This window comes from Streptomyces sp. NPDC091281 (assembly GCF_044757425.1).
GTDB lineage: Bacteria > Actinomycetota > Actinomycetes > Streptomycetales > Streptomycetaceae > Streptomyces.
In genome coordinates this window covers 1-25,401 of sequence record NZ_JBIVUY010000017.1, presented here as the reverse complement: position 1 = coordinate 25,401, position 25,401 = coordinate 1, and the positions used below count along the sequence as shown (strand labels likewise).

Annotated in this window: 22 protein-coding genes; 12 read left to right on the top strand and 10 right to left on the bottom strand. The window is 73.9% G+C overall.

Features of this window, described 5'->3' with window-relative positions:
• Window positions 1–97: 97 nt before the first annotated feature.
• The 7 genes from rpmG to ACIQPQ_RS34065 all read left to right on the top strand — a co-directional run bounded on the left by rpmG (window position 98) and on the right by ACIQPQ_RS34065 (window position 8,202).
• Complete coding sequence (gene rpmG, locus ACIQPQ_RS34095) at window positions 98–262, top strand: 50S ribosomal protein L33 (protein ID WP_383778888.1); 165 nt, start codon at window positions 98–100, stop codon at window positions 260–262.
• Between the two features lie 104 nt (window positions 263–366).
• Window positions 367–489: a type B 50S ribosomal protein L36 gene (ykgO, locus tag ACIQPQ_RS34090; RefSeq protein ID WP_383778889.1), complete on the top strand. Its 123-nt coding sequence runs from the start codon at window positions 367–369 to the stop codon at window positions 487–489.
• Between the two features lie 437 nt (window positions 490–926).
• A complete protein-coding gene (locus ACIQPQ_RS34085; RefSeq protein WP_401311857.1) occupies window positions 927–1,844 on the top strand; it encodes a hypothetical protein in 918 nt (305 codons plus the stop codon).
• Between the two features lie 232 nt (window positions 1,845–2,076).
• Window positions 2,077–4,224 (top strand): DUF1996 domain-containing protein, encoded by a 2,148-nt coding sequence (locus ACIQPQ_RS34080; RefSeq protein ID WP_401311854.1) that lies wholly within the window; start codon window positions 2,077–2,079, stop codon window positions 4,222–4,224.
• 188 nt (window positions 4,225–4,412) lie between these two features.
• Window positions 4,413–6,179, top strand: coding sequence for a hypothetical protein (locus ACIQPQ_RS34075; RefSeq protein ID WP_401311851.1), 1,767 nt, complete (start codon window positions 4,413–4,415; stop codon window positions 6,177–6,179).
• Between the two features lie 72 nt (window positions 6,180–6,251).
• Entirely contained in the window at window positions 6,252–7,631 is a 1,380-nt protein-coding gene (locus ACIQPQ_RS34070; protein WP_401311849.1) for a diacylglycerol/lipid kinase family protein, read from the top strand.
• On the top strand, window positions 7,624–8,202 hold the full coding sequence (locus ACIQPQ_RS34065; protein WP_401311846.1) for a phosphatase PAP2 family protein: 579 nt from the start codon (window positions 7,624–7,626) through the stop codon (window positions 8,200–8,202). The genes ACIQPQ_RS34070 and ACIQPQ_RS34065 overlap by 8 nt, the downstream gene beginning before the upstream one ends.
• A 70-nt stretch (window positions 8,203–8,272) precedes the next feature.
• On the opposite strand, the gene ACIQPQ_RS34060 is transcribed toward ACIQPQ_RS34065, so the two are convergent.
• From ACIQPQ_RS34060 to ACIQPQ_RS34030, 7 genes are all read right to left on the bottom strand, one after another.
• The gene (locus ACIQPQ_RS34060) at window positions 8,273–8,908 is read right to left on the bottom strand and encodes a class I SAM-dependent methyltransferase (protein WP_401311843.1); all 636 of its coding nucleotides are present in this window, start codon (window positions 8,906–8,908) and stop codon (window positions 8,273–8,275) included.
• 131 nt (window positions 8,909–9,039) lie between these two features.
• Window positions 9,040–9,603 (bottom strand): GNAT family N-acetyltransferase, encoded by a 564-nt coding sequence (locus ACIQPQ_RS34055; protein WP_401311841.1) that lies wholly within the window; start codon window positions 9,601–9,603, stop codon window positions 9,040–9,042.
• Between the two features lie 134 nt (window positions 9,604–9,737).
• On the bottom strand, window positions 9,738–10,775 hold the full coding sequence (locus ACIQPQ_RS34050) for a LacI family DNA-binding transcriptional regulator (RefSeq protein WP_401311839.1): 1,038 nt from the start codon (window positions 10,773–10,775) through the stop codon (window positions 9,738–9,740).
• Window positions 10,776–10,784: 9 nt separating this feature from the next.
• Window positions 10,785–11,561, bottom strand: a complete 777-nt coding sequence (locus tag ACIQPQ_RS34045) for a nucleoside/nucleotide kinase family protein (protein ID WP_401311836.1) — start codon at window positions 11,559–11,561, stop codon at window positions 10,785–10,787.
• The gene (locus ACIQPQ_RS34040; protein ID WP_401312215.1) at window positions 11,558–12,394 is read right to left on the bottom strand and encodes an ATP-binding cassette domain-containing protein; all 837 of its coding nucleotides are present in this window, start codon (window positions 12,392–12,394) and stop codon (window positions 11,558–11,560) included. The genes ACIQPQ_RS34045 and ACIQPQ_RS34040 overlap by 4 nt, the downstream gene beginning before the upstream one ends.
• Window positions 12,395–12,459: 65 nt before the next feature.
• Entirely contained in the window at window positions 12,460–13,470 is a 1,011-nt protein-coding gene (locus tag ACIQPQ_RS34035; RefSeq protein WP_401311833.1) for an ABC transporter permease, read from the bottom strand.
• A gap of 3 nt (window positions 13,471–13,473) precedes the next feature.
• Window positions 13,474–14,493 carry a substrate-binding domain-containing protein gene (locus tag ACIQPQ_RS34030; RefSeq protein ID WP_401311830.1) on the bottom strand — a complete coding sequence of 340 codons (1,020 nt, stop codon included), beginning with the start codon at window positions 14,491–14,493 and terminating at the stop codon, window positions 13,474–13,476.
• A gap of 255 nt (window positions 14,494–14,748) precedes the next feature.
• On the opposite strand from ACIQPQ_RS34030, the gene ACIQPQ_RS34025 reads away from it, so the two are divergent.
• Complete coding sequence (locus tag ACIQPQ_RS34025; protein WP_401311827.1) at window positions 14,749–16,812, top strand: GH32 C-terminal domain-containing protein; 2,064 nt, start codon at window positions 14,749–14,751, stop codon at window positions 16,810–16,812.
• 264 nt (window positions 16,813–17,076) lie between these two features.
• On the opposite strand, the gene ACIQPQ_RS34020 is transcribed toward ACIQPQ_RS34025, so the two are convergent.
• Entirely contained in the window at window positions 17,077–17,946 is an 870-nt protein-coding gene (locus ACIQPQ_RS34020; RefSeq protein ID WP_401311824.1) for a LysR family transcriptional regulator, read from the bottom strand.
• A gap of 148 nt (window positions 17,947–18,094) precedes the next feature.
• Here ACIQPQ_RS34020 and ACIQPQ_RS34015 point away from each other — a divergent pair, with 148 nt between their 5' ends.
• Both ACIQPQ_RS34015 and ACIQPQ_RS34010 read left to right on the top strand, forming a co-directional pair.
• Complete coding sequence (locus tag ACIQPQ_RS34015) at window positions 18,095–19,054, top strand: NADP-dependent oxidoreductase (protein ID WP_401311821.1); 960 nt, start codon at window positions 18,095–18,097, stop codon at window positions 19,052–19,054.
• Window positions 19,055–19,286: 232 nt separating this feature from the next.
• Window positions 19,287–19,460, top strand: a complete 174-nt coding sequence (locus ACIQPQ_RS34010; RefSeq protein WP_401311819.1) for a hypothetical protein — start codon at window positions 19,287–19,289, stop codon at window positions 19,458–19,460.
• 79 nt (window positions 19,461–19,539) lie between these two features.
• On the opposite strand, the gene ACIQPQ_RS34005 is transcribed toward ACIQPQ_RS34010, so the two are convergent.
• Together ACIQPQ_RS34005 and ACIQPQ_RS34000 are read right to left on the bottom strand one after the other, a co-directional pair.
• On the bottom strand, window positions 19,540–20,826 hold the full coding sequence (locus ACIQPQ_RS34005) for a cytochrome P450 (protein ID WP_401311816.1): 1,287 nt from the start codon (window positions 20,824–20,826) through the stop codon (window positions 19,540–19,542).
• 136 nt (window positions 20,827–20,962) lie between these two features.
• On the bottom strand, window positions 20,963–23,041 hold the full coding sequence (locus ACIQPQ_RS34000) for an NlpC/P60 family protein (RefSeq protein ID WP_401311813.1): 2,079 nt from the start codon (window positions 23,039–23,041) through the stop codon (window positions 20,963–20,965).
• Window positions 23,042–23,421: 380 nt separating this feature from the next.
• Between ACIQPQ_RS34000 and ACIQPQ_RS33995 the strand changes: the two genes are divergently transcribed.
• Together ACIQPQ_RS33995 and ACIQPQ_RS33990 are read left to right on the top strand one after the other, a co-directional pair.
• Window positions 23,422–24,774, top strand: a complete 1,353-nt coding sequence (locus tag ACIQPQ_RS33995; RefSeq protein WP_401311810.1) for a transaminase — start codon at window positions 23,422–23,424, stop codon at window positions 24,772–24,774.
• A gap of 43 nt (window positions 24,775–24,817) precedes the next feature.
• Complete coding sequence (locus ACIQPQ_RS33990; RefSeq protein WP_401311808.1) at window positions 24,818–25,258, top strand: Lrp/AsnC family transcriptional regulator; 441 nt, start codon at window positions 24,818–24,820, stop codon at window positions 25,256–25,258.
• Window positions 25,259–25,401 lie beyond the last annotated feature (143 nt).

The following is a 25,401-nucleotide window of genomic DNA, read 5'->3' as shown; positions in this document are numbered from 1 at the left end:
AAGGGAATGCCCCCGCCTCCTCCCGTGTTGTGCACCATGACTGGCATGCACCGCTCAACCAGGGCGGGGTGTGGCCGGTGGAAGGAGACAGATCCCCATGGCACGCAGTACGGCCCGCCCGGTCGTCACCCTGAGGTCCACGGCAGGCACCGGCGCGACCTACGTGACCCGCAAGAACCGCCGCAACGATCCCGACCGGCTGGTCCTGCGCAAGTTCGACGCCGTCGCCGGACGGCACGTCGACTTCCGCGAGCAGCGCTGACGACGGCGCCGTGGCGGTGGCTCGCCGACCGAGACCGCCGCGACGGCCGAGAACGCCCAGGCCGCCCGGTACGACGTATCGACGGGGGAGAGGAAGAGGGAGACATGAAGGTCCGCAAGTCACTGCGCGCGCTGAAGGCCAGGCCCGGAGCCCAGGTCGTGCGCCGCAAGGGCGTGACGTACGTCCTGAACAAGAAGGAACCCCGCTTCAAGGCCCGCCAGGGCTGACGCGAGGCCGGGCCCGCCACGGGCCCGGCCCTGTTCCGCGGCCGTGTGCCGCGGCCCTGGGACGTGGCCCGCTCCGTCGGGCCGTCGCCGGGCCGCCCAGCCGCCGTTCACCCGCCGCCGTTCACCCGTCCCGCCCGTCCGCCGGGCGACGGGTGGGGGCGGCGGCCTACGGTGGGGGAGCGCCCGGCCGTCCCCGTGACGGCGGGTGCTCCCGGCCGGGCGCCGACTTCCCCGTGTCCGATCCGGCCGGGACCCGGCCCCCCTCACCGATGTCCCCTCCTGCCCCGGACCCACTGTGACCAGGTCGGAGTGATCCTCCGAGCCGCTCTCCGCGTCTACACAGGCGTACGAACCGGCGTGCGAGGGACCGCGCGCCGGTTGCCCACCCGGCCGCGCGCTCCCGCGTGCGGTGAGCGCTTGGAGAGACCTTGGGGACCGTGGGGCAGACGGAGAGACAGCCGCCGGGCGCGGACGAGGGGACCCGGCACCCCGCGAAGGCGGCGCCGCGACGTCCCTGGCCGCTGCGGGCCGCCCTCTTCGTGGCGCGCACCCTGCGCGACGAGGCCCACGCGATCGTCGTGGACCCGGTGCGGCGGCTGTGGCACCGCGGCCCCGGCGGACTGCTCCTCGCGGGCGTGGCCTGCGGCGGGGTGATCTTCTTCCACGCCCTCGCGCAGCGCCCGGCAGGGGCCGACGTCGTCCGGGCCGTCGGCGGCGTCCAGGGCGACCTGCCCCTGTGGCTGTCCCTGCTGCGCACCCCCGTCTCGCTCTACGTCCCGGCGCTCGACCTGCCGGTCTGGGCGGGCATCACCCAGCTCTTCCTCGCCTTCGCGCTCGCCGAGGTCACCCTCGGCCGGACCCGCACCCTCGTCGTCGCCTACGCCTCCACCCTCGCCGGGACGCTGACCGCCCGCGTGATGATCATGGCGGGGCCGGACCGGTTCGGGTTCGGACTCCCGCCCGAGGCCGGTCAGATCCTCGACACCGGCCCCTCGGCGGCGGTCGTGGGCCTCTTCACGTACCTGTCGGTCGTCCGCCGTGCCCCCGTCGTCTTCGTGCTCACCGGCGGCTCGATGGTGTGGGAGTCGATCGCCAAGCCCAACCTCGCCGGGCGCGAGCACCTCGTCGCCGTCGCCGCGGCCGTCGTCATGGGGCTGCTCCACGGCCGCCGCCTGCCGGGCAGGAGACTTCTCCCCTTCGGGCGGACAACCGCGCACACTCCGGCGGACTCTGACGGCGCGACACCCGCTGCGCCCCCGGAACGCGTCCCGGCCCCCGCCGATCCCGTGACCTGCGACGACCCCGGCCCCGGCGGGCGGGCGGCGCCGGTTCCGGCGGCCCGGTCCGGGACCTGACGTTCCCGCAGGCCGGCCGGATCGCCTCGGCCCCGGCTGAGAAACCGGCGTGAATCTGTGAGGCGGTTGAACACGCGTGCGTCCGGCTCCGTATTGAGGCGGGGGATTTCTTGTCCTGGCCGTCGATGACGTTTTGGAGCACTCCGTGGGACACACTAGGCGCAGGCGCCCGACGGGCGGACGGCGAGCGACGTTCGCCGCGGTCGCGCTGATGCTGGGCGGCGGAGGCCTGATGGCCGCCAATGTCTATGCCTCCGCCAGCGAGGACGATGCCGGTCCCTGGACCTCCGGCTCCGTCACGATCGACTGCCCGGACGTCGGCAGCAGACTCACCGACGTCCCGGAGGCCGCCGCCGAGCAGGTCGACAAGGAACTGGCCCAGCTCGACGCGCAGATCGCCGAGGCGTACCAGCGGCTCCAGGGCTCGGCCGAGGCCGTGCGCCAGGACCTCAACTTCGCCGACAACGCGGTGATGAACCCGCTGAAGGAGAAGCGCGCCGCGACGATCGAGCGCATCTCGATCGCCATCGACAACGCGGGCGACCGCCCCGAGGGCCTCGGCGACCTCGCCGCCTGCTCCCTGCGCACCGCCGACGACAAGGCCGGTGAGGACAACGGCGGCGACGGCGGCCAGGACCAGGGCGACAACCAGAACGGCGACGGTCAGAACGGCGACGACCAGCAGCAGGGCGACGACCAGCAGGGCGCCGCGGGCCCGGACAACGCGGGTCAGGACAACGCAGGTCAGAACAACGGCGGTCAGCAGGGCGGCAACGGCAACGGCGGCGGGAACGGCGGCCAGGCCGGGAACGGCCCCGTGGCCGCCGACTACGTCGACATCAAGTCCGTCCAGCCCGCGCAGGGCGCCGCCGACCCGGGCGCCGGTCCCTCCGGCGGCACCTTCGCCACCAGCTGCGGCGTCAACGCCAACGGCGTCTTCAACTCCGACAACGTGATCGTGGCCCCCGGTGTCACCAACGGCGCCCACCACTTCCACGACTACGTCGGCAACCAGGCCAACGACGCCTTCGCCTCGGACGACGACCTCGCCAAGGGCGACACCACCTGTGTCGACCAGGGTGACAAGTCCACGTACTACTGGCCGGTGCTGCGTCTCCAGAACGGCACCCAGGAGAAGGACGCCCAGTCGCCCGGCGGCGGCATCGAGGGTAACGCGGGCGAGATCGTGACGCCGAAGGAGGTGACCCTCACCTTCGTGGGCAACCCCAAGGACAAGGTCACCGCGATGCCGCGCCTGCTGCGCATCATCACCGGCGACGCCAAGGCCTTCGTCAACGGCACGGCCAACGCCAACGCCTCCTGGAGCTGCACCGGGTTCGAGGACCGGCAGGTGAAGGACAAGTACCCGATCTGCCCGAGCGGCAGTGACGTGGTCCGCAGCTTCCGCTTCCAGAGCTGCTGGGACGGCAGCAACATCGACAGCGCCAACCACCGCACCCACGTGGCCTTCGCCGCCGCCGACGGCAGCTGCGCGGCCGGGTTCAAGGCCATCCCGCAGCTCGTCCAGCGCATCGTCTACGACGTCGACGCCCCGAGCCTCCAGGACGGCGGCCGGACCACTCCGCTCTTCGCGGTCGACTCCTTCCCCGAGCAGCTGCACAAGCCGGTCACCGACCACGGCGACTTCATCAACGTCTTCGACGAGGACCTGATGAACGAGATGGTCGACTGCATCAACGAGGGCCGTGACTGCGGCGTCGGCGCCGACGACAACGGCGGCGGCGACAACGGCAACGGCAACGGCAACGGTGGTGACAACGGCGGCGACAACGGCAACGGTGGCGACAACGCCGGTGGCGCCGACAACGGCGGCCAGGACGGCGGCGCCGACAACGGCGGCCAGAACAACGGCGGCCAGGACAACGGCGGCCAGGGCAACGGCGGCAACGGCAACGGTGGCCAGGACGACAACGCCGACAACGGCGGCCAGGGCAACGGTGGCCAGGACGACGGTGCCGGCAACGGCGGCCAGCAGGAGGAGCCCCCGGCCCAGGGCGACGACGAGCAGCCCCCGGCCGAGCAGGAGCCCGCGAAGGGCGGCGGCGCCGCCGAGACCCCGCGGACCGCGGAGCCGCGCGCCGCGACCCAGTCGGCCGCACCCCCGGCCGAGGCGAAGCCGGAGACCGAGGCGAAGCCGGGGACCGACGAGAAGCCCCAGGGCGAGGTCGGCGCACCGGCCACCGCGCCCGAGTCGACCCCGCCCGCGTCCGACGACCAGGGTGACACCCCGATCCTGCCCCAGCCGCAGGCCCAGGGCGGCAGTCTCGCCGAGACGGGCGGCGACCTCTGGCCGGCCGCGGCGGGCGCGCTGCTGCTGATCGGCGGATTCGTCCTCCTGCGCCGCAACGCGAAGGGATAACCCCTGCTGCGGGGGCGCGCATCGAGCGCGCCCCCGCCCCGCACATTCGGGTGCTCCCCGCCCGACACGCCGCCCCGCCACCGGGCCGCACGGTATACGTCCCTCGGAGCGACCGCACCGGTCGCCTCCGACAGACGCGGCGATACCGTCTCCGGTACGGCGGGGCGGTCGCGCGACGAGGGAGTGCCATGCGGAACACGGAGCACACCGGGGACCACGACCGGGACGGCGGCGATCCCGACCGGGACGCCGAGTACGGCGCCTACTACGACCTCGGCGACCACGGCCGCCCCGTCACCACCTCCGCCGACGCGGCGGGCCGCTGGTTCGACCGGGGCCTGGTCTGGTCGTACGCCTTCCACCACGAGGAGGCCGTCGCCTGCTTCGAGGCCGCCGCCGAGGCCGACCCGGACTGCGCGATGGCCCACTGGGGCATCGCCTACGCCCTCGGCCCCAACTACAACAAGCCCTGGGAGTTCTTCGACGACCAGGACCTCGCCCGCACCGTCGAGCGCACCCACGCCGCCGTGGAACGCGCCCACGCCGCCGCCGGGGACCGCGCCACCCCCGTCGAACGCGCCCTGATCGGCGCCCTGCGCGCCCGCTACCCGCAGGACCGGCCCGCCGAGGACTGCGCCGTGTGGAACGCGCCGTACGCCGACGCCATGCGCGCCGTCTACGAGCTGGCCCCCGACGACCTCGACGTCGCCGCGCTCTACGCCGACGCCCTGATGAACCTCACCCCCTGGCAGCTGTGGGACCTGCGCACCGGCGAACCCGCCGAGGGGGCCCGCACCCGCGAGGCGCGGACCGTGCTGGAGGCGGCGCTCGCCACCGACGCCGGTGCCCGCCACCCCGGCGTCCTGCACCTCTACATCCACCTCATGGAGATGTCGCCCGCCCCCGAGCGGGCCCTGCCCGTCGCCGACCGGCTGCGCGACCTGGTGCCCGACGCCGGACACCTCCAGCACATGCCCTCCCACCTGGAGGTGCTGTGCGGCGACTACCGGGCCGTCGTCGCCGACAACACGCGGGCGATCGCCGCCGACGAGAAGTACCTCGCCCGGTCCGGCGCGATGAACTTCTACACCCTCTACCGCGCCCACAACCACCACTTCCGCATCTACGGCGCCATGTTCCTCGGACAGTCGAAGGTGGCGCTCGACGCCGCCGCCCGGCTGGAGGAATGCCTGCCGGAGGAGCTGCTGCGGGTGCAGAGCCCGCCCATGGCGGACTGGCTGGAGGCGTTCCTCGCGATGCGGGTGCACGTCCTGATCCGCTTCGGCCGCTGGGCCGACGTCCTCGCCCTCCCCGAACCGGGCGACCCGGAGCTGTACAGCATGACCACCGCGATGCGGCACTACGCCCGCGGCGTCGCCCTCTCCGCCACCGGCCGTGTCCCCGAGGCCGAGGCCGAACGCGTCCTCTTCCGCGAGGCCGCCGCCCGCGTCCCCGCCACCCGCATGCTCTTCAACAACACCTGCGCCGACATCCTCGCCATCGCCGACGCGATGCTCGACGGCGAACTCGCGTACCGCAAGGGCCGGTTCGACGCCGCGTTCGCCGCCCTCGCCCGCTCCGTCGACCTCGACGACACCCTGCCCTACGACGAGCCCTGGGGCTGGATGCAGCCCACCCGCCACGCCCTCGGCGCCCTCCTCCTCGAACAGGGCCGCGTCGCCGACGCCGAGGCCGTCTACCGCGCCGACCTCGGCCTCGACGACGCGCTGCCCCGCCCCTCCCAGCACCCCGGCAACGTCTGGGCCCTGCACGGCCTCCACGAGTGCCTGGTCCGGCTCGGCAGGCCCGCCGAGGCCCACCTCGTCGCCCAGCAGCTCAAGTTCGCCACCGCCCTCACTGACGTACCCGTCGAGGCGTCCTGCCTCTGCCGCCTCGACACGGTGCCCCCGCCCGGGGCCCCCTCGGCGGGCGGCTGCTGCGCGGGAGACAATTGATCCACTGAACCGCCGCGCCCCGACCGGCGCGGCACCGACCCGAGGGGGACCCCGGAGCATGGCGGACGCACGGTGAACGACATCCGCACCACCAGACCCCCGGACGACACCCGCCCGCAGGCCGCCATCGGCCGCGCCCGCGGCTGGGCCCGCGTCTCCCTCCTGCTGGTGGCGGGCTGCGCCGCCGTCGTCGCCTCCGGCGCCGACTCCGGCGGCTGGCTCGTCCTGCTCGCCGGGATCGCCGGACTCGCGCTGGCCGGAGTGGGCGTCTGGTGCGTCCTCGCCCGCCGCGGCGGACTCCGGCTGCTCGGCGGGCTCCTCGCCGTCGCCGCGCCCGTCGGCGTCCTCGTCCTCTACGCCCTGTCCGGCCTGTGGGTGGTGGCCGTCGGCGCGGTCGCCCTCTGGGCCGCCGCCCTCGCCTCCGCCCGCTCCGCGCTGCGCGCCCTGCGCCGCCCGCGCGGCATGCACACCCGCCGGGTCTCCCCGCCCCGCCGACCGGTGCTGATCATGAACGTGCGGTCGGGCGGCGGCAAGGTCGAACGGTTCGACCTGGTCCAGCGCGCCGAGGCGCTCGGCGCCCGGGTCGTCCTCCTCGGCCCGGACGACTTCCCCGACCCGGTGGACGTCGCCCGCAAGGCCGTCGCCGAGGGCGCCGACCTGCTCGGCGTCGCGGGCGGCGACGGCACCCAGGCCCTCGTCGCCGCCGTGGCCGCCGAGCACCGGCTGCCGTTCCTCGTCGTCGCCGCGGGCACCCGCAACCACTTCGCGATGGACCTCGGCCTGGACCGCACCGACCCCGTGCACAGCCTCGACGCCCTCACCGACGGCGTCGAACTCCGCGTCGACCTCGGCGACGTCGGCGGCCGCCCCTTCGTCAACACCGTGTCCTTCGGGGCGTACGCCGAGATCGTGCAGAACCCCGACTACCGGGACGCCAAGGCCGCCACCGCCCTGGAGCACCTGCCCGACCTCCTCGCGGGCGAGGCCGGGACCCACCTCGACGTCCGCGCCGACGACACCCGCCTCGAAGCACCGCAGGCCGTCCTCGTCAGCAACAACCCCTACGCCCGCGCCGACCCCCTCGGCGGCGGCCGCCGCCCCCGCCTGGACACCGCCCGCCTCGGCGTGATCGGCGTCCGCGTGGAAGGGCCCGCCCAGGCCGCCGAACTCGTCCTCCTCGGTGAGCGCGCCAGCGGCATCACCTCGCTGACCTCCCGGAAGGTCACCGTGGACGCGCCCGGCGACAGCATCCCCGTCGCCGTCGACGGCGAGGCCCTCGACCTGCCCACGCCCGTCGTCTGCACGCTGCGGCCCGGCGTCCTGCGGGTCCGGGTGCCCCGGCGCCGTCCGGGCGCCGCCTACGCCCCGCCCACCGTCGACTGGCGGCGCGTCGTCCGCCTCGCCCTCGGCCGCACCGACCCCCGCACCACCCAGGAGACACCCGATGCCTGACCACCGCCCCGCACCGCGCGTCCGCACCCCCCACCTGGTGCGGGACCTGGCCACCCTGGACCAGGCGCTGTACGAGACGGTCACCGTGACCCGCACACCCACCCTCGACACGGCGCTGCGCCGCCTGTCCGCCGCGGCCGACCACTCGAAGCTGTCGTTCGTGGTCGCCGGGGCGCTCGCGCTGCGCGGCGGCCGCTCCCGGCGGGCCGCCGCCCTCGGCGTCGCCGCCGTCGGCGTGGCCTCCGCGACCGCCAACCTCCTCGGCAAACGGCTCGTACGGCGCCCCCGCCCGCACCGCGCGGTCGACTCGCCGTACCCCGGCCGCCATGTGCCGATGCCCGACTCGGCGTCCTTCCCGTCCGGCCACACCGCGTCCGCCGTCGCCTTCGCCGCCGCCGTCGGCCCGGCCCTCCCGGCCGCCGCCGTCCCCCTCGGCCTCCTCGCCTGCGCGGTCGGCTACTCCCGCGTCCACACGGGCGTCCACTACCCCGGCGACGTCGTGGCGGGCGCCCTCCTCGGCACCGGCGCGGCGGCCGTCGTCCTGGCGACGGCATCCCGGATGGACGGCTGAGCCTGCCGCCGGGCGGGGTCACGTGGGCCGGCGTGGCGGCAGACCGGGAGCGCCCGCCCGGCGGGGCGTCTCAGTCGCGTGTGCAGTACAGGAACAGGTGGGGTTCCGGTACGGCATCGGGGTGGTCCGGGGTGAACAGGGCGATCTCGTCGACGTGCACGGTCAGGCCCGCCGAGGTGACCAGGGCCAGGGCGCCGTCCTGGTCGAAGCTGGTGACCCGGACCGGCTGGCCCATGAACTCCACGTCCACGCCAGCCACGTCGAGCGGCACGGTGGCCAGGACCAGGCTGCCGCCCGGCCGCAGCGAGCGGACCAACCGGCGCACCAGGCCGGTCTGTTCGGCGCGGTCCAGTTGCAGCAGCGAGAAGTACACGCACACCGCGTCGAACGATTCCTCGTCCAGGGGGAGTTCCCGCACGTCCGCGAGCCGGAACGTCGCACCGGGCACCTGGCGGGTGGCGAGGTCGACCATCACCGGGGAGATGTCCACGCCCAGCACGTCGAGCCCGGCCGCGGCGAGCGTCTGCGCGGTCGGCCGTCCCGTGCCGCTGCCCACGTCCAGTACCCGGCTGCCCGGCGCCAGTCGGCCGGTCAGCCACTCCAGGGAGCGGCGGTGCGCCCCGGAGTGCGCGAACGCCTTCTCGTAGGAGGCGCCCAGCGCGTCGAACACCGCCGCCGCACCTCGCCCGTGGTCCTCGCCGGTCACATCGGTCTCCCCTCTGCTCTACGGATGCCGCGCATCCTGTCATCCGCTCCGGCACCCGGCAACGCCGCCAACTCCTGCCGGGAGGCGCGGTGTTGACGAACGGTTGTGCCAGCCCGGCGGAGCCCGCCGCGTCAGAGCCTCTTGTGGTGGATCAGGAAGTCGCAGTCGACCGCGAGGAGCGGTTCGAGGTCGGGATAGGCCTCCTCGAAGGCGCCCTTCCTGACCACGTGGTAGTCGATGCGCGCATACCAGGAGAGCAGGAACTCCTTGACGGGATGCCGGACATGACGGGGCCTCAGCACCTCCAGCTGCATGATGCCGATGCCCTGGCCGCGGGCCCACTCCTCCACCCACGCGACCAACTGCCTCCCGACACCCAGCCCCTGCTGCTCCGCCCGGCACACCAGCATCCCGAACTCCGCCTCCCCGCTGGGCAGTCGCTGCACGCGGACGGCGCCGACCAGGTCGTCGCCGTGGTGGGCCAGCACCAACTCGCCGCCCGCGACGAGGGCGCGGACCTCCTCGGGGCTCGTGCGCAGGGCGCCCTCGCGCCACATGCCCGCCTCACCCGTGCCGTAGGTCTCGTTGACCAGCCGGGTGATCAGCGCGACCGTGTCCGCCTCGGCGGCCACTCCGGGCGGGGCGAGCGCGATCGTGCAGAGAGTGTGCTCGGGGGAAGGGCGGTTCGTCGGCATGGCGGGTCTGATTCTCCGGGTCGGGACGGCGGTACGGAGGCCCACACTAGATCCGCCCGGCCGCCCGGCACCCCCTCCCGGCGGCCCGCCCCGCCTCCTCCTTCAGGCCGGAGCGCACCTGTGCCGGGCCGGGCTCAGCCCGCCGACGCCGGTGGCGGGCACCCGCACGACTCGCGGCGCATGAACGCCGGTTCGATGGTGATCCTGCGGGGCGGCTGCTGGGGGTCACGGATCAGGTCGAGCGCCATACCGACCGCCTGCTCGCCGATGGACTGCGCGGGCTGCGCGACCGCCGTCAGCCGGGGATGGAACAGATCGGCCCACTCGAAGTCGTCGAACGAGACCAGCGCGATGTCGTCCGGCACCCGCAGGCCCGCGTCGCGCAGCGCCCGCATGCTGCCGATCGTCATCCGGTTGTTGCCCGCCACGATCGCCGTCGGCGGCCGCCGCAGCGCCAGCAGCTCCCGTACGGCCCGCGCCGCGCCGTCCTCCGTGGAGTCGCCGCCCGCCTCCAGCTCGGGGTCGGGCACCAGCCCGCCGCGCCGCAGCCCGTCCCGGAACCCGGCGAGCCGCTCCGACGTCGTCGTCAGCCCCTCCCGGCCGGTGATCATCGCGATGCGGGAGTGCCCGTGCTCCGTCAGGTGCGTCACCAGCGTCGCCGTCGGCTCCACGTTGTCCACGGCGATCTGGTGGACCGGCGCGGCCACGAAACGGTCGATCACCACGATGGGCACCTCGACCTGCCCCGCGTAGTGGATGGCCGTGGACCCGTCCCCGGTCGGGGCCAGGATGATGGCGCTCACCCGGCGGCGCAGCAGCTCGCTGACCGCCTTGACCTCCTGGTCGCGCTCGTCGTGGGTGTCGGCGAGCAGCAGGGAGTACCCGGCGGCGGACGCGTGCCGGTCGATGCCGTGGACGACGTTGCTGAAGTACGGGTTGGACAGGGCGGACATCGCCAGGCCTATCGTGCCGAACCCGCTGTCGCCGAGGGCACGGGCCACCGCGTCGGGGACGTAGCCGGTGGCGGCGACCGCGTCGAGGACGGAGCGGACGGTGGCCTCGGCGACGGGGCGGGTCTTGTTCAGCACATGGGACACGGTCGAGACCGACACGCCCGCGAGGCGGGCGACGTCGGTCATCGTCGGGGTCTGGCGCGGACTTCTGCCTGGCATGGGAGCACCCTACTGACCCTCGGTGAGGATCAGGTCGGCCCGGTGGGCGTCCAGGCGGATGCGACGGCTGGTGACCTCGTCCACGCCGTCGGTCTTGGCGCGCGCCGCCTCCGGGGTGAAGCCGTAGCGGACGTAGCGGGCCGTCAGCCGGTCGCGCCGGGCGGGGCCGTCCGCGTCCAGGAACCAGGTCTCGGTCAGGAGCCCGGCGGCCTGGTCCCAGGGGGCGCGGGTGCTGAGGAGGAAGTTGCCGTCCACGACGACCAGCCGGTGCGCGGGCGCCACCTCCACGGCCCCGGCGACGGGCTCCTCCAGCTCGCGGCGGAACTCGGGCCACCACACGGTGGTCGCCGTCTCGTCGCGCGTCCGGCGCAGCGCGGCGACGAAACCGTGGGCGTCGAAGGTGTCGATCGCCCCCTTGCGCGGCCCGTGCCCGCGCGCGTCGATCACCCGCTGCGCCAGATGGAACCCGTCCATCGAGACGGCCGCCGCCAGGCCGGGACGGCGGGCCTCGACGCTGCTCAGCAGATGCTCGGCCAGGGTCGACTTGCCGGAACCGGGTTCGCCCGCGATCCCGATGAGCGTCCGCCCCGGCCGCTCGGCGAGCGCCAGGGCCCGCTCCGTCAGGCGGTCCAGGCAGGCGGCGTCGTAGCGCCACGTGACGGGGGCGTGCCCCTCGTGGACCGCCCCGCCCGCGTCCGCGCCCCCGCCCGCGTCCGTCGCCGGGTCCGAGCCGACCTCCGTCCCCGTGCCCTTCGCGGTGCCCGTCCTGTTCACCTCGGTGTTCACCTCGTCGCCTTCGTCGTCTGCGGTGCCGTCGCGTGGTCCTCGTCCGGCAGGGGCTGTGCTCCGCTCTCGGCCAGGGTGCCGTCGGGCCGCAGTTCCAGCGCGCCGGTCATCAGGCCCACGACGTCCGTCATGGTGCAGGAGGCGGGGCTGATCACCCCGGCGCGGCGGCCCAGCCGGTGGACGTGGATGCGGTCGGCGACCTCGAAGACCTGCGGCATGTCGTGGCTGATGAGCACGACGGGCACCCCGCGTTCCCGGATGCGGTGGATCAGGTCGAGGACCTGCCGCGACTCCCGGACCCCGAGCGCGGCGGTGGGCTCGTCCAGGATGATCGCCCGCGTGCCGAACATGGCGGCGCGGGCCACCGCCACGGCCTGCCGCTGCCCGCCGGAGAGGGTGCCGACGAGCTGGGTGATGTCCTGGACGGTGGCGATGCCCAGCCGGTCCAGCTGGTCGGCCGCCCGTTCCCGCATCGCCTTGTGGTCCAGCATCCGCAGCACCGAACCGAGCGGGCCGGGGCGGCGCAGCGGACGGCCGAGGAACAGGTTGCCCGCGATGTCCGTCTGCGGCGCCACCGCCAGGGTCTGGTGGACGGTCTCGATGCCCAGGTCACGGGCGTCGCCCGGCCCGGAGAAGCGGACCGCCCGCCCGTCCAGCTCGATGGTGCCCGCGTCGGGGACGACGGCCCCGGTGAGCGCCTTGATGAGGCTGGACTTCCCGGCGCCGTTGTCGCCGACCACGGCCAGCACCTCACCCGCGCGCAGCTCGAAGTCCGCCTCGCGGATGGCGACCACGTTGCCGTACCGCTTGACCAGACCGGTGGCGCGCAGCACGGGGGTGGCGGAGGCGTCCGGGGCCCGGTCCGGAGCGCGCTCGTCGGTCTTCTTCGTCTCCTTCGTCACGCGGTCCTCCCTCGGACGACTCGGTCGACGGTCACGGCGGCGATGACGAGGATGCCGGTCGCGACCTGCTGGTAGAGGCTGTCGATCCCGGCCTGGGTCAGCCCGTTGGCGAGCACGGTGACGACGAGGGCGCCCAGCACCGTGCCGACCACGCCGCCCCGCCCGCCGAACAGGCTGGTACCGCCGATGACGACCGCGGTGATGCTCTCCAGGTTGCCGGTCTGGAAGACGTTCGCGTCGGCGTTCGGGATACGGCCGAGGGCCTGCCAGGCGGCGACGGCGTAGACGAACCCGGCGAGGACGTACACGCTCAGCAGCGTGCGGTCGACGCGGACGCCGTTGAGGCGGGCGGCCTCCGGGTCGTCGCCGACGGCGTACACGTTGCGCCCCCAGGCTGTCTGGGTGAGGGCGAACCAGAGGGCGACGGCGAGGACGGCCATGACGCCCATCCCGTACGTCACCTCGATCTGCCCGAACAGGTAGGAGCGGGTGCCGAGCCAGGTCAGGACGCCGGACGGCACGGTGTAGCTCTCGCCGTGCGCGTAGAGCTGGTTGGCGGCGGTCAGGATGCTCAGCACACCGAGGGTCACGATGAACGGCGGCAGCTTCAGCCGGGTCACGAGGGTGCCGGAGAGGGCGCCGACCGCCGTGCAGAGCAGGACCCCGGCGACCAGGGCGAGGCCCGTGGGCAGGGTGTCCTGGCTGAGGCGGGCGACGACGAGCGTGCCGAGGACCATCGTCGCCGCGTTGGCCAGGTCGATGCCCGCCGTGAGGATCACCAGGGTCTGGCCGAGCGCCAGCGTGCCGACGACGAGGAACTGCTGGGCGATCAGCGACCCGTTGTCGAGGGTGAGGAAGGTGTCCGTGGTCACCGCGAAGGCGACCACGGCCAGCACCAGGGCGGCGAGCGGACCGAGCGTGGGGGTGCGCGCGAGGAGCTTCGCACCGCGGGCGGCCAGGGGGGCCGCCGCACGGGACGCGGGGGAGCGCGTGGAGGTCAGCGTCATGATCTAGCCCCAGCAGTTCTTCAGGCCCCAGGCGGTGTCCTTCGACGCCACCGAGCCGACCTGCTTGTCGGTGATGAGTTCGGAGCCCGTGTCGACGAACCCCTCGGGCTTCTTCGTGTCGTCCTTGGCGTAGTCGGCGACGGCGTCGACGCCCATCGCGGCCATCTTCTGCGGGAACTGCATCACGGTGGCCGCGAACTTGCCCGCGGCGACGTTCCGTACGCCCGTGCAGGAGCCGTCGATCGAGCCGACGACGACGCCCTTGCGGGTGCCGATGGCCTGCGCGGCGCCCGCGGCGGCGGGCTCGTTGATGGTGTAGACGGCGTTGATGCCGGGCTCGCGCTGGAGGAGGTTCTCCATCGCGGTCTGCGCCTTGCTCTGGTCGCCGTTGGTGACGGCGGTGCCCTTGACCGCGGAGGACTTCTCCGCGATGCCGAAGCCCTCGAGGAACCCGTTGTGCCGCAGGTCGTCCACGGTCGACCCCGGAGTGCCGTCCAGGAGGACCACCTTCGGGTCGGCCTGGCCCAGGGCCGCCTTGACGTAGGCGCCCTGCTTCACGCCCGCGTCCTTGTTGTCGGTGGCGAAGGTGGCGTCGACCGCGTCGGCGGGCTCGGTCGCGGTGTCCAGCGCGATGACCAGGACACCCTTGGAACGGGCCGCGGCGATCGCGCCGAGGACGCCCTTGGAGCTGCTCGGGGTGATGAGGATGCCGGTCACCTTCTGCGCGACCAGGTTGTTGATGGCGTCGACCTGCCCCTGGTTGTCGCCGTCGAACTTCCCCGCCAGGGCGATGAGTTTCGCGCCCCGCTTGTCCGCCTGGGCCTTCGCCGACTCACGCAGCTTCACGAAGTAGGGGTTGCTGTTGGTCTTGGTCACGAGGCCGACGACCACCTTGCCGCCGGAGCCGGAGCCCGAACCGCCGTCGTCGCCACCGCTCTTGGTGGACGAGCAGCCGGCCACCGTACAGGCCAGGGCCACCACGGCCGTGGCGGTCAACCGGGCTGATCTGCGTACCCGTCGCATAGAAGTGCTCCTCTCCCGGACCAGGCCGTCCCGACCTGGTGGCTGTGGGAAACATACCGACCTGATTCCAGCCTGCATAGGTATTGCGCAAAGCTTTGCGGCACTTTTTTCGTCCGGTTCTGCGGTGACTTGCCCGCACATGCCTGGAGCGAATTCGACACACGGAAAAAATGTTTGCGCAATGCATTGCGCGACGGTCCGGGCGGGGTCACGATCTGTCCCGTCCTGACCGACGACACCTCGGAGGTGCGCCCCATGCGCCAGGAACGACCCACCGACACCCCGCACGGCGACCCGCGGACCGCACCGCAGGACGCCCCGCGGACCGATCCGCCCGGCCCCGCCCGCAGAGGAGTGCTGCGGACCGCCGCGGCGGCCGGTGCGGGCGCCGTGTTCTGGTCCGCGTTCGAGGGCCGCTCCGTGGCCCTCCCGCAGTCCGTGCCCCAGGACTCCCGGCAGTCCAAGGCGGTCAGGGCCGCCGACATCGTCGTGAACTCCTTCGACACGCCGGGCTGGGGGGACTGGCGCACGACGGGGTCCGCCTTCGGCGCCGGGCCCGCGATCGGCGCCGAACTGCTGCGCCGCCTGGAGATCACCAGCTACCGCGGCAACGGCGTGGCGACCAGCGAGCGCGACGGCGACGGGCCCACCGGCACGGTCACCTCGCCGGACTTCCGCATCCAGCGCGACTACCTCGCCTTCGGCGTCGGCGGCGGCGACTACGAGCGCGTGACCTGCCTGAACCTCCTCGTCGACGGCAAGATCGTGCGCAGCGCGACCGGCCGCAACAGCGACAACATCACCGAGGCCAGCTGGGACGTACGGCCCTGGAAGGGGCGTACCGCGCGCGTCCAGATCGTCGACACGGCGACCGGCGGCTGGGGCCACGTCAACGTCGACCACATCGTCCAGACCGACCGCCCGGCCCGGCTCCCCGTCACCACCCAGCCGCTCTACCAGGAGACATGGCGCCCGCAGGTCCACTTCACCGCCCGCCAGTGGGTGATGGACCGCCTCAACCCCGGCCAGCGGCAGGAGGGTTGGCTCAACGACCTCAACGGCCTCATCTACTTCGAGGGCGAGTACCACCTGTTCGCGCAGCGCTGGAACAAGTGCTGGATCCACGCGGTCAGTACGGACCTGGTGCACTGGACCGAGCTGGAGCCCGCGTTCTGGGAGGAGTCCCTCGGCAGCGGCGTCCAGTCGGGCTCCTGCGTCATCGACTACAAGAACACCTCCGGCCTCGGCCGCCCCGGCGGCACCCCGCCGATGGTCGCCTTCTGGTCCCGCAACGACAACCGCAGCCACGGCCTCTCGTACAGCCTCGACCGCGGGCGGACCTGGACCCACTACGCCGGCAACCCGGTCCTCGTCGCCCCGGAACGCGACCCGAAGGTCTTCTGGTACGCGCCCACCGGACGCTGGGTGATGTTCCTCTACGGCGACGGCAAGTACCACGTCTACACCTCGCCCGACCTGCTGCGCTGGACCGACGAGCGGCAGGCCTCCGACGGCTTCGAGTGCCCCGACTTCTTCGAGCTGCCCGTCGACGGCGACGCCCGCCGCAGCAAGTGGGTCCTGGTCCGCGGGGACGGCACCTACACCCTCGGCACCTTCGACGGCACCCGCTTCACCGAGGAGACGGCCCTGTTCACCGCCGACTCGGGCCCCAACTTCTACGCCACCCAGTCCTGGGCCAACACCGAGACCGGCGACGGCCGCCGTATCCAGGCGGCCTGGATGCGCGACGGCGGCTATCCCGAGATGCCGTTCAACCAGCAGGTCACCTTCCCCGCCGAACTCACCCTGCGCACCACCCCGAACGGCGTCCGGCTGCACCGCACCCCCGTCGCCGAACTCGCCCGGCTGCACGCGCGCGGCGTCCGCTTCACCGGCGTGCTGCGCGACGGGCAGACCGCGACCCTGTCGCAGGAGAACGAGGCGTTCCACATCGCCCTGCGGATCTCCGTCCCGGCCGGCGCGTCGCTCACCCTGGACGTCCGCGGCGTCCCCGTCGTCCTCGGCCACCGCAGCGTGGACAACGGCAGCGGCCCGCGCGAGCTGTCCGCCCCGCTGAAGACGCTGGACATCATCGTCGACCGCACGTCCGTCGAGGTCTTCGCCAACGCGGGCGAGGTGTCCGTCTCCCGCTGCTACCTCCCGGCCCACCCGGACCTCACGGTCACCGCACGGGGCGGCACCGTCGACCTGCCCGACCTCACGCTCTGGACGCTGCTGGGTGTCTGGCCCGTCGACGGGCGGGTGCCGAGGAGCAACGGCCGCCCGTCGGTGCGCCGTCAGCGCCTCGAACCGTCGTGATCCGGTCGCACCCTCCGCACCCTCCGCTCCGTCCGGGTCGGCCGGTACCGAAGGTCCGTCCGGCCCGGCGGGTGCGTGCGGTGCGTGCGGTGCGTGCGGTGTGCTCGCGCTCAGGTCCCTCACCGCCCGTCGGCACGGCTCCGGAAGATGTCGCGCCTCAGTAAACCAGCACTATTGGTTAATGGGAACGGGATCTTCCGGCCGGGCGGTGGAGCCGTGCGGTGGGGCGGTGGACGCGTCGGTCCCGGGGTGAGAACGGGGGGCTCACCCCGACGCGTCGACGACGGGGCTCATGTCCCGTGACCGGGCGACGGCGCCCGCCGCCCGGACCAGCGCGGCCACCCCGCGGCTGCGGGAACGCGCCGCCCAGGCGATGACGAGCGTCGCGGGAGGGCAGTCCTCGACCGGGACGTAGGCCACGCCGGGCCGGGGGTAGCGGGCGGCGACCGACGCGGGGAGCACGGTCGTCGTCGTGCCGAGGCCGACGAGGGCGAGGAGTTGTGCGAGATCGTGGACGCCGTGCCGGCCGATGTCGCGCTCGGCCCGCTCGTCGACCTCGTCGGCGGTGATGCCGAGGTCGGCGAGCCGGATACGGGCGGTGCCCGCGAGGGCGTGGTCCGTGGGCAGCGCCGCGACGCGGGGCTCCCGCGCGACGACGTCCGCGTCGATGCCGTCCGGGTCGTACGGCCGGAACATGAGCGCGGCGTCGGCCTCGCCGGTGCGCAGCAGCCGGGTGTGCTCGCGCCACCCGCACAGCCGGACGGCGACCGGCTCGGCGCCTGGTTCGGCGGCCGTCGCGGTGAGGAGGTCCTCCAGCAGGCCCCCGTCGGCGTCCGCCTTGACGGCGAGCAGCAGACTGCGGTGCGGCGCCGAGGCCCGCACGGCCCGCAGGACCGCCGCGTCCACCGCCTCCAGGGCGGGTCGCACCTGGTCCAGCAGCGTCGCGCCGGGCTCGGTCAGCTCCACGACCCGCGTGGTGCGCTCGAAGAGGCGTACGCCGATCTCCGCCTCCAGGGCGCGGATCGCCCGCGACAGGGCGGGGCCCGCGATCCCGAGCCGGTGCGCGGCGCGCGTGAAGCTGCGCTCCTCCGCCACCGCGACGAAGTACCGCAACGGCCGCGACTCCACAGTCATGAGCCGCATACTACGACCCCTTCGGCACCACTATTGATACCCGCAGGTTCTGAGTCGGTTCCGGATCGGTCCTTCACGCGGGTGGCTCCGCCGCCGCACGCTGGTCCTGTCGCAGGGCGAACGACCTGCGTGGACGGGAGAACGAGCGATGCGAGGAATCGGTGTCGAGCGCTTCGGGCAGACCCCGGAGCTGAGGACCCTGGCCGTGCCCGAGCCGGGCCCCGGTGAGGTACGGGTGGCGATCGAGGCGGCGGCGCTCAACCCGCTCGACCTGGCCGTCGCGTCCGGGGCGCTGGCCGCGCTGGGGGAGTACCGCTTCCCCCTGACGCTCGGCATGGACGGCGCCGGGACCGTCACCGCGGTCGGCGACGGCGTCACACGGTTCGGTGTGGGGCAGCGCGTCTTCGGGCAGTTCTGGGGCCGACCGCTGCGCCACGGCACCTTCGCGGAGGTCTGCGTGGTCCAGGAGACCCCCGAGTTCGGCGCGCTGGCCGCCGTCCCCGACGGCATGCCGGGCCAGGTGGCCGCCGCGCTCCCGACCTCGGGCATGACCGCGCTCGGCGCCCTCGACCACATGGGGGTGGCCGAGGGCGGAACGCTCCTGGTCGTCGGGGCGACCGGGGGCGTCGGCACCTTCGCGGTGCAGGCCGCCGCCGCCCGTGGACTGAGGGTCGTCGCGACGGCCGCCGCGGACGTCGCCGAGGAGATGCGGGCCCTCGGCGCCGACGAGATCGTCATCCGGGGTGCCGAGCCGCTGGAGCAGGCGGTGCGCAGGGTCGCTCCCGGGGGAGTCGACGCGATCCTCGACACCGTCGGCGACACCTCCCTCACCAGCGGGGCGGCAGATGTCGTGCGGGACGGCGGAGCCCTGTTCTCCACCGCCTTCGGTATCGACGAGGGCCTTCTCGCCGGTCGGCGCATCCGCGCCGCGCACTACCGCCTCGACCGCAAGCCCGAGCGGCTCACCGCCCTCACGGCCCTCGTCACGGCCGGTGCCGTCCGGCCGGTCGTCGGCGCGGAGATCACGCTGGAGGAGACACCGCGCGCCCTCGGCGGCGAGACGAAGGTGACGGGGCTGCGCGGCAAGACGGTGATCCGGGTCGGCTGAGACCGGTCGCGGACGGTGCGCGCGGAGCGATTCGGCGCCGGGGCGGCGCACACGGGGGACTCCATGGAAAAGCTCTGACGTCAGGGAACGTCTAGGGATTTCACTGAACCAAGGTCAATTGCGGTAACCGTCAGTAACGTGATGCACTTTCGTCGCCGGGGCCTACTCGTCAGTAGTAACGGGGTGCCCGGTGTGCCGTCCCGCCCCATCCGTCTTGTTCGGAGGACCCCCCATGCCCTCGCCCGAGGACACCCTGCTGGAGACCCGTGCCGCCTACGAGCAGCACGCGCACACCTGCCGTCAGTGCCACGCCGACGGGATGCCCTGCCCGGTGTCGAAGCTGCTGCTGCGGGCCTACAACAACGCCCGCCGCCAGCAGATGCGCGCCGGTTCCGCCGTGCGCTGAGCAGCACCGCGGGGCGCGGTGGAGTGCCGCACCCAGGGGCCGGGGCGGTGCTCAGGGAGGGGCCGGGCGGTGGTGTCGCTCACGCGGCGGGGGACGCGGGCACCGTCATGGTCATGTCCCTGATCTCGTAGCCGCCGATGTCGTCCTTGAACGACACCCGCGGCCGACCCGCCAGGCGCAGGCCGTCCAGCGCGAACAGCCTGCTGAGCAGCGCGTCCGCCTCCAGTACGGCCACCGTCGCTCCGGGGCAGCGGTGCGCGCCGTCACCGAACGCGAGCCCGGCCGCACCCGGGCCCAGTCCCAGCACCCGCCCCGGACGCACCCGGCCCGCCTCCGGACCCACGACCCGCTGATCCGTGTTGGCCGCGTCGACGTACAGCGTGATCAGCTCACTCGGCCCCACGGACGCCGTGCCGTCGGCCGTGGTGAGCCGCAGGGGCGCCGTCGTCCGGCGCGCGAGGCGCCCCACCACCGGCTCCAGCCGCAGGATCTCCTGGAGCAGCGCGAGCCGTTCGGGCTCCGCCGCCGCACGGTAGCGGCCCCGCAGCTCCGGGTCGTCGAACAGGTGCCAGGCGGCGACGCAGATGAATTCGCGGGTGGTCACCATCCCGGCCGCCGCGTACGTCAGACACTCGCCCAGGATCTCCGCCGGTGAGCAGCCCTCGGCCAGCAGATGCGAGATCAGGTCGTCCCGCTCCTGACGGCGGTGGGCGCGGATCGCGGGGCGCACGTCGGCGAGGTGGATGCGCAGCCAGCTCGCGTTCTGCCGCGCCAGCCAGTACAGACCGCTCGGGCTGGTCAGGCCCGGCCGCCCGAACCGTTCCGGGAAGAAGCGTTCCAGTCGCCGCTTGAGGCCCGGTCGGCTGTGCCGCAGCCCGATGATGTCGCTCACCACCTCGATCGCCATGGTGAAGCTCAGATCGGAGAGCTGGGCGGTGCCCGCCGTCCGGAGCACGGCGATCTGCTCCTCGGCCACCCGCGCCATCAGCGGCCGGTAGTGCTCGTCCACCCGGCGCGGAGTGAAGAAGCGGGCCGTCTGCCGACGCTGCTCACGGTGTCCGGGCTCGTCCTGGTACAGCACGGGGCGCCGGATGCGGGCGGGCAGTTTCTCCACCGTCTCGACGCCCAGCCCGGCCTGGAGGGTGTCGGGGTGACGCAGCACCTCGCGGGCGACCGCGTACTCGTGGACCTCCCACCCGCCGTGGACCGGACAGCCGGACAGCTCCCGTCGCCGGTCGACCTTGCGCCCGCCCGCCGGGCCGCCGCCGCGTGCGCCCGCCGGGTCGGCGTCGGCTGTGCCCGTCGGATCGGCGTCGGGTGTGCCCGTCCGGTCGGTGTCGCGCGCGTCGTCCCGTGCGTCCGTCATCGGGCCCCCTCCGTCACCGGTCGGACGCCCAGTGTGACGGCGACGGCGGGGCCGTGGTGCGCGCATTCCGGCCACAGCGGAAACCGGTCGGCGGCCGGGGGAGAAGGGGTGCGAGGGAGGGGCCGGGGCTTCCGGGTCAGGCGGGGCGGACGGCTCCGCGCAGCGCGCCCTCACCGAGGGCGTGGATCGACTCCTCGCGGATGGCGACGCCGGGCCCCGGAGCGTGGATCATCGTGTCACCGCTGGTGCAGATGCCGGTGTGACTGAGGTCGTCGTGGAAGAAGACCAGGTCACCGGGGTGCAGCGCGTCCAGCCCTACGCGGGTGAAGGCCTGCGCCTGGTCGATGACGGCGCGGGGGAGCGCGACCCCCGCGGCCCGCCACGCGGCCTGGCTGAGACTCGCGCAGTCGTACGACTCGGGTCCCGTCGCGCCCGTGACGCACGGTCGGCCGATCTGCGCCCGCGCGAAGGCGAGCGCCTTGTCCGCCTTGCCGAGGTAGCCGGAGCCGGTGGCGTGGGCGGTGACACCGAGCGGCGCGGGGGCTGCCGCCGGGGAAGGGGCGGGGGGAGGCGCGGTGGGGGTGCCCGGTACCGGGAGGTAGAACTCCGGTACGGCCGGGGCGGGTTCGGGGACGGCGGCAGGCAGGGGAACGGACACGGGGGTCGCGTACGCCTCCGGGGAGGCCCAGCCGGGGTCGGGCGCGGGGAGGGCGCCGGTCGCCGCGGGCGCGGCGGCGGGAACGGGCGTCGGCGCGGCGTGGGGCGCCGGTGCGGGCGGGGCGGTGAGGAGGTCGCCGTAGCTCGCCGCCAGGAGGCCGGTCTCGGGCGTCGGGAAGCTGCTCGCCTGCTGGGCCAGCGGCGGGGCGGGGACCGCGAACCCCGAGGTGGCGGCCAGGTCGGGACCCGGCGCGGGGTGTCCGACGGTCCCGAGCGGGTCGCCGCCGGACGCCGGTTCGGGCCACGTCTGCGCGGGCTGCGCCTGCCCGGACTCCGCGACCTGCTGGACCGGAAACTGCCCGGTCTCCCAAGGCGGTTGCGCCGGGACCGGCCCGGTCTGCGCGGGCTGCTGCACGGGGATCGGACCGGTCTCCCAGGTCTGCTGGACGGGGATCGGTCCCGTCTCCCACGGCTGCTGCACGGGCAGCGAACCGGTCTCCCAGGTCTGCTGCACAGGGAGCGACCCGGTCTCCCACGGTTGCTGCACGGGGAGTTGTCCCGTCTCCCAGGACTGCTGGACCGGCAGCGCTCCTGTGTCCCAGGTCTGCTGCACGGGGAGCGGCCCGGTCTCCCATGTCTGCTGGGTGGCGAACTGCCCTGTGTTCCAAGGCTGTTGCTGCGCCCCGGCACCGGACTGCCCGGGATCGGCGGCCTGGTGCACCGGAAGGTGTCCGGTGTCCCAGCTCTGCGGCACGGGGAGGCTGCCGGTGTCCCACGGCTGGCGCTGCGGAGGTATCTGCCCGGCCAGGCCCGCCTGCGGCGGCGGCGCGAACTGCCCCGTCGGGCTCGCCTGACCGGCCCGACTCCCCTGACCTGCCTGGCCCGTCTGCCCGGACACTCCGGTGTCGTACGGCTGCTGGACGGGCGACTGCCCGGTCTCCCAAGGCTGCCCGCCCCCCTGTGCGCCCTGGCCGTACCCGGCCTGGCCGGGCGTGGCGGCGGGCGCGGGCGGCAGGGCCAGGGGTGCCTGCCGTGCCTGCGGCGTCTGTGGCTCCGGCGCGGCCTGCGGTGCGGGGCGCGCGGGCGCGGGGAGCGCGGCGACGGCTGCCCGGGAGGGCAGTTCGGGGGCGGGACGTGCGCCGGACCCCAGCTCGCGCGGGCCGGGACCGGCCGGCAGGTCACGGTCCCGTCCGGCGTCGCGGTCGCGCGTCTGCTCCGGTGCCGTGCGGGGGCGGGGGAGTGCGGGCCTGCGGTCGGTCGGCAGGGTGGCCGCGCTGGTCGGACCGATCCGGTCCCGGGCCTGGTCGAACCACTGGCGGGCCACGGACTCCAGCGTCGGATCGGCCGCCGGACGGCCGCCCCCTCCGACGGGGCCACCGACCGTACGGCGGCGGGGGGCCGACATGGCCCGGGTGGCGTTGAACGTCCCGCTGTCGGTCTCGGCGCGGTCGTAGAGGGAGTTGACCCGTTGCCGGACCTCGTCCCGGTTCGGTGCGCCGGCGTCCTTCAGGCGTGCGGAACCCGTGCCCGTGGGGAGCGTGGTGCCATCCGTCGCCATGGGGGACGTACTCCTTCCGTGCTCCGCCGCCCGGACGGTGCCCGGCCCCTGCCGGGGGCGCCGGTGTCACGGATGCGGCGGAGGCCGCGCGGCCCGGCGGGGTTCGCCGGAGTCGGTCGGGCGGCCTGGCGTCAACCTAGCCAACTTGTGAGGCTGGCGTGAAGATTCGAATGTCAAATGCCCGATACGTTTCCGTGACCTTCGTCTCTCTTGATCGGAACGACGTTTGGCCCGGCCCGACTTGACCGATACGCGCCCCGATCTGTACGCCGCGACGGAATCGAGCGTCGCCACGATCGAATCTGTCGTCGGATCTTGTCGATGGCGCTTTTCTGGTCGTAGATTTCGGACTTCCGACATCTTTGACCCGGGGTGTGCCCATGGACCGTGCTCGACTGCGACACCTGCTGGCCCGTGAGAGCGCGGAGGCCGAACGGTGCAACCCGCGCTCCCGGGACGCCTACGCCCGCGCCGCCCACCTCTTCGGGCGCGTGCCGATGACCTGGATGAACAAGACCGCGGGCGCCTTCCCCCGCTACCTCGACTCCGCCCGCGGCGCCCGGGTGAGCGACATCGACGGCCACACGTACGTCGACTTCTGCCTCGGTGACACCGGAGCCATGGCGGGGCACTCGCCCACCCCCGTCGCGGACGCCGTCCAGCGCCGCTTCTCGGAGCGGGGCGGGGCGACCGCGATGCTGCCCACGGAGGACGCGGAGTGGGTCGGCGCCGACCTCACCCGCCGCTTCGGGCTGCCCCGTTGGAGCTTCGCGCTCACCGCGACCGACGCCAACCGCTGGGCGATCCGGCTGGCCCGCGCGGTCACCGGGCGCCCGAAGATCCTCGTCAACAGCTACTGCTACCACGGCAGCGTCGACGAGTCCCTCATCGTCACCGACCCCCACGGCGGCCCCGGCCTGCCCCGGCCCGGCAACGTGGGCGCGCCCTGCGACGTGACGCTGACCAGCCGCGTCGCCGAGTTCAACGACCTGGACGGCCTGGAGCGCGCCCTCGCCCACGGCGACGTGGCCGCCGTCCTGATGGAGCCCGCGCTCACCAACATCGGCATCGTCCTGCCCGACCCCGGCTACCTGGAGGGGGTGCGCGCCCTCACCCGCCGCCACGGCACCCTGCTCGTCAACGACGAGACGCACACCTTCTCCGCCGGGCCCGGCGGCTGCACCGCCGCCTGGGGGCTCGAACCCGACGTCCTCACCATCGGCAAGGCCATCGGCGGCGGCATCCCCACCGCCGCGTACGGTCTCTCCGCCGAACTCGCCGACCGCCTGCTGGGCCGCGCCGACCTCGACCTTGTCGACATGGGCGGCGTCGGCGGCACCCTCGCCGGGAACGCCCTGTCCGTCGCCGCCACCCGCGCCACCCTCGAACACGTCCTGACCGACGCGGCGTTCGCGCGGATGGACACGCTGTCAGCCCGGTTCGAGGCCGGGGTCCGCGCGGGCGTCGAGGCGCACGGACTGTCCTGGTCGGTCAGCAGGCTCGGGGCCCGCACCGAGTACCGGTTCGCCGACCCCGCCCCGCGCACCGGTACCGAGGCGGAGGCCGCCGCCGACCCCGAACTGGAGGACTTCCTGCACCTGTTCCTCGCCAACCGGGGCATCCTGCTCACGCCGTTCCACAACATGGCGCTCATGTGCCCCGACACGACCGAGGAGGATGTGGACCTGCACACCGGCCTGTTCGCGTCGGCCCTCGCCGAACTGACCGGCTGACGAACCCGGTCCGGGCAGCGGACGAAGCAGAAGGAGAAGCCCCGTGGACGAGATCGACCGCGCCATCCTGCGCGAGTTGCAGACCGACGGGCGTATCGCCTACGCCGATCTCGGCCCCCGCGTCGGCCTGTCCGCCTCCGCCGCCCGCCAGCGGCTGCAACGCCTGCTGGACTCACGGGCCGTCCAGGTCGTCGGCGTCACCGACCCGATGGCCATGGGCGGTCAGGCCATGGCCCTGCTCGGCATCACCGCCGACGGCGACCCCCGCCCGGTCGCGGACGCGCTCGCCGGACACCCCGAGGTCGTCTACTCCGTCCTCACCTCCGGCGGGTTCGACCTCTTCGCGGAGGTCGTCAGCCCCAGCGCCAGGGACCTGCTCGACTTCGTCAACGACACCGTCCGCCAGACCGAGGGCGTCGCCGGGGTCCAGTCCTTCCCGTACTTCGCCATCCACACCCACCGGTTCCTCTGGGACGTGGGCTGAGCGGACGGATACGGCATGGGCTGAGCGGACGGACCGAGGGAGTCCGGGGCTAGGTTCTGTCGTCAAATGTCACGCCCACATCAGGAGTGAGGCGAGGGCGACAGCTGCGTGGTAGGACTCGGCGGTCTTGTCGTAGCGGGTGG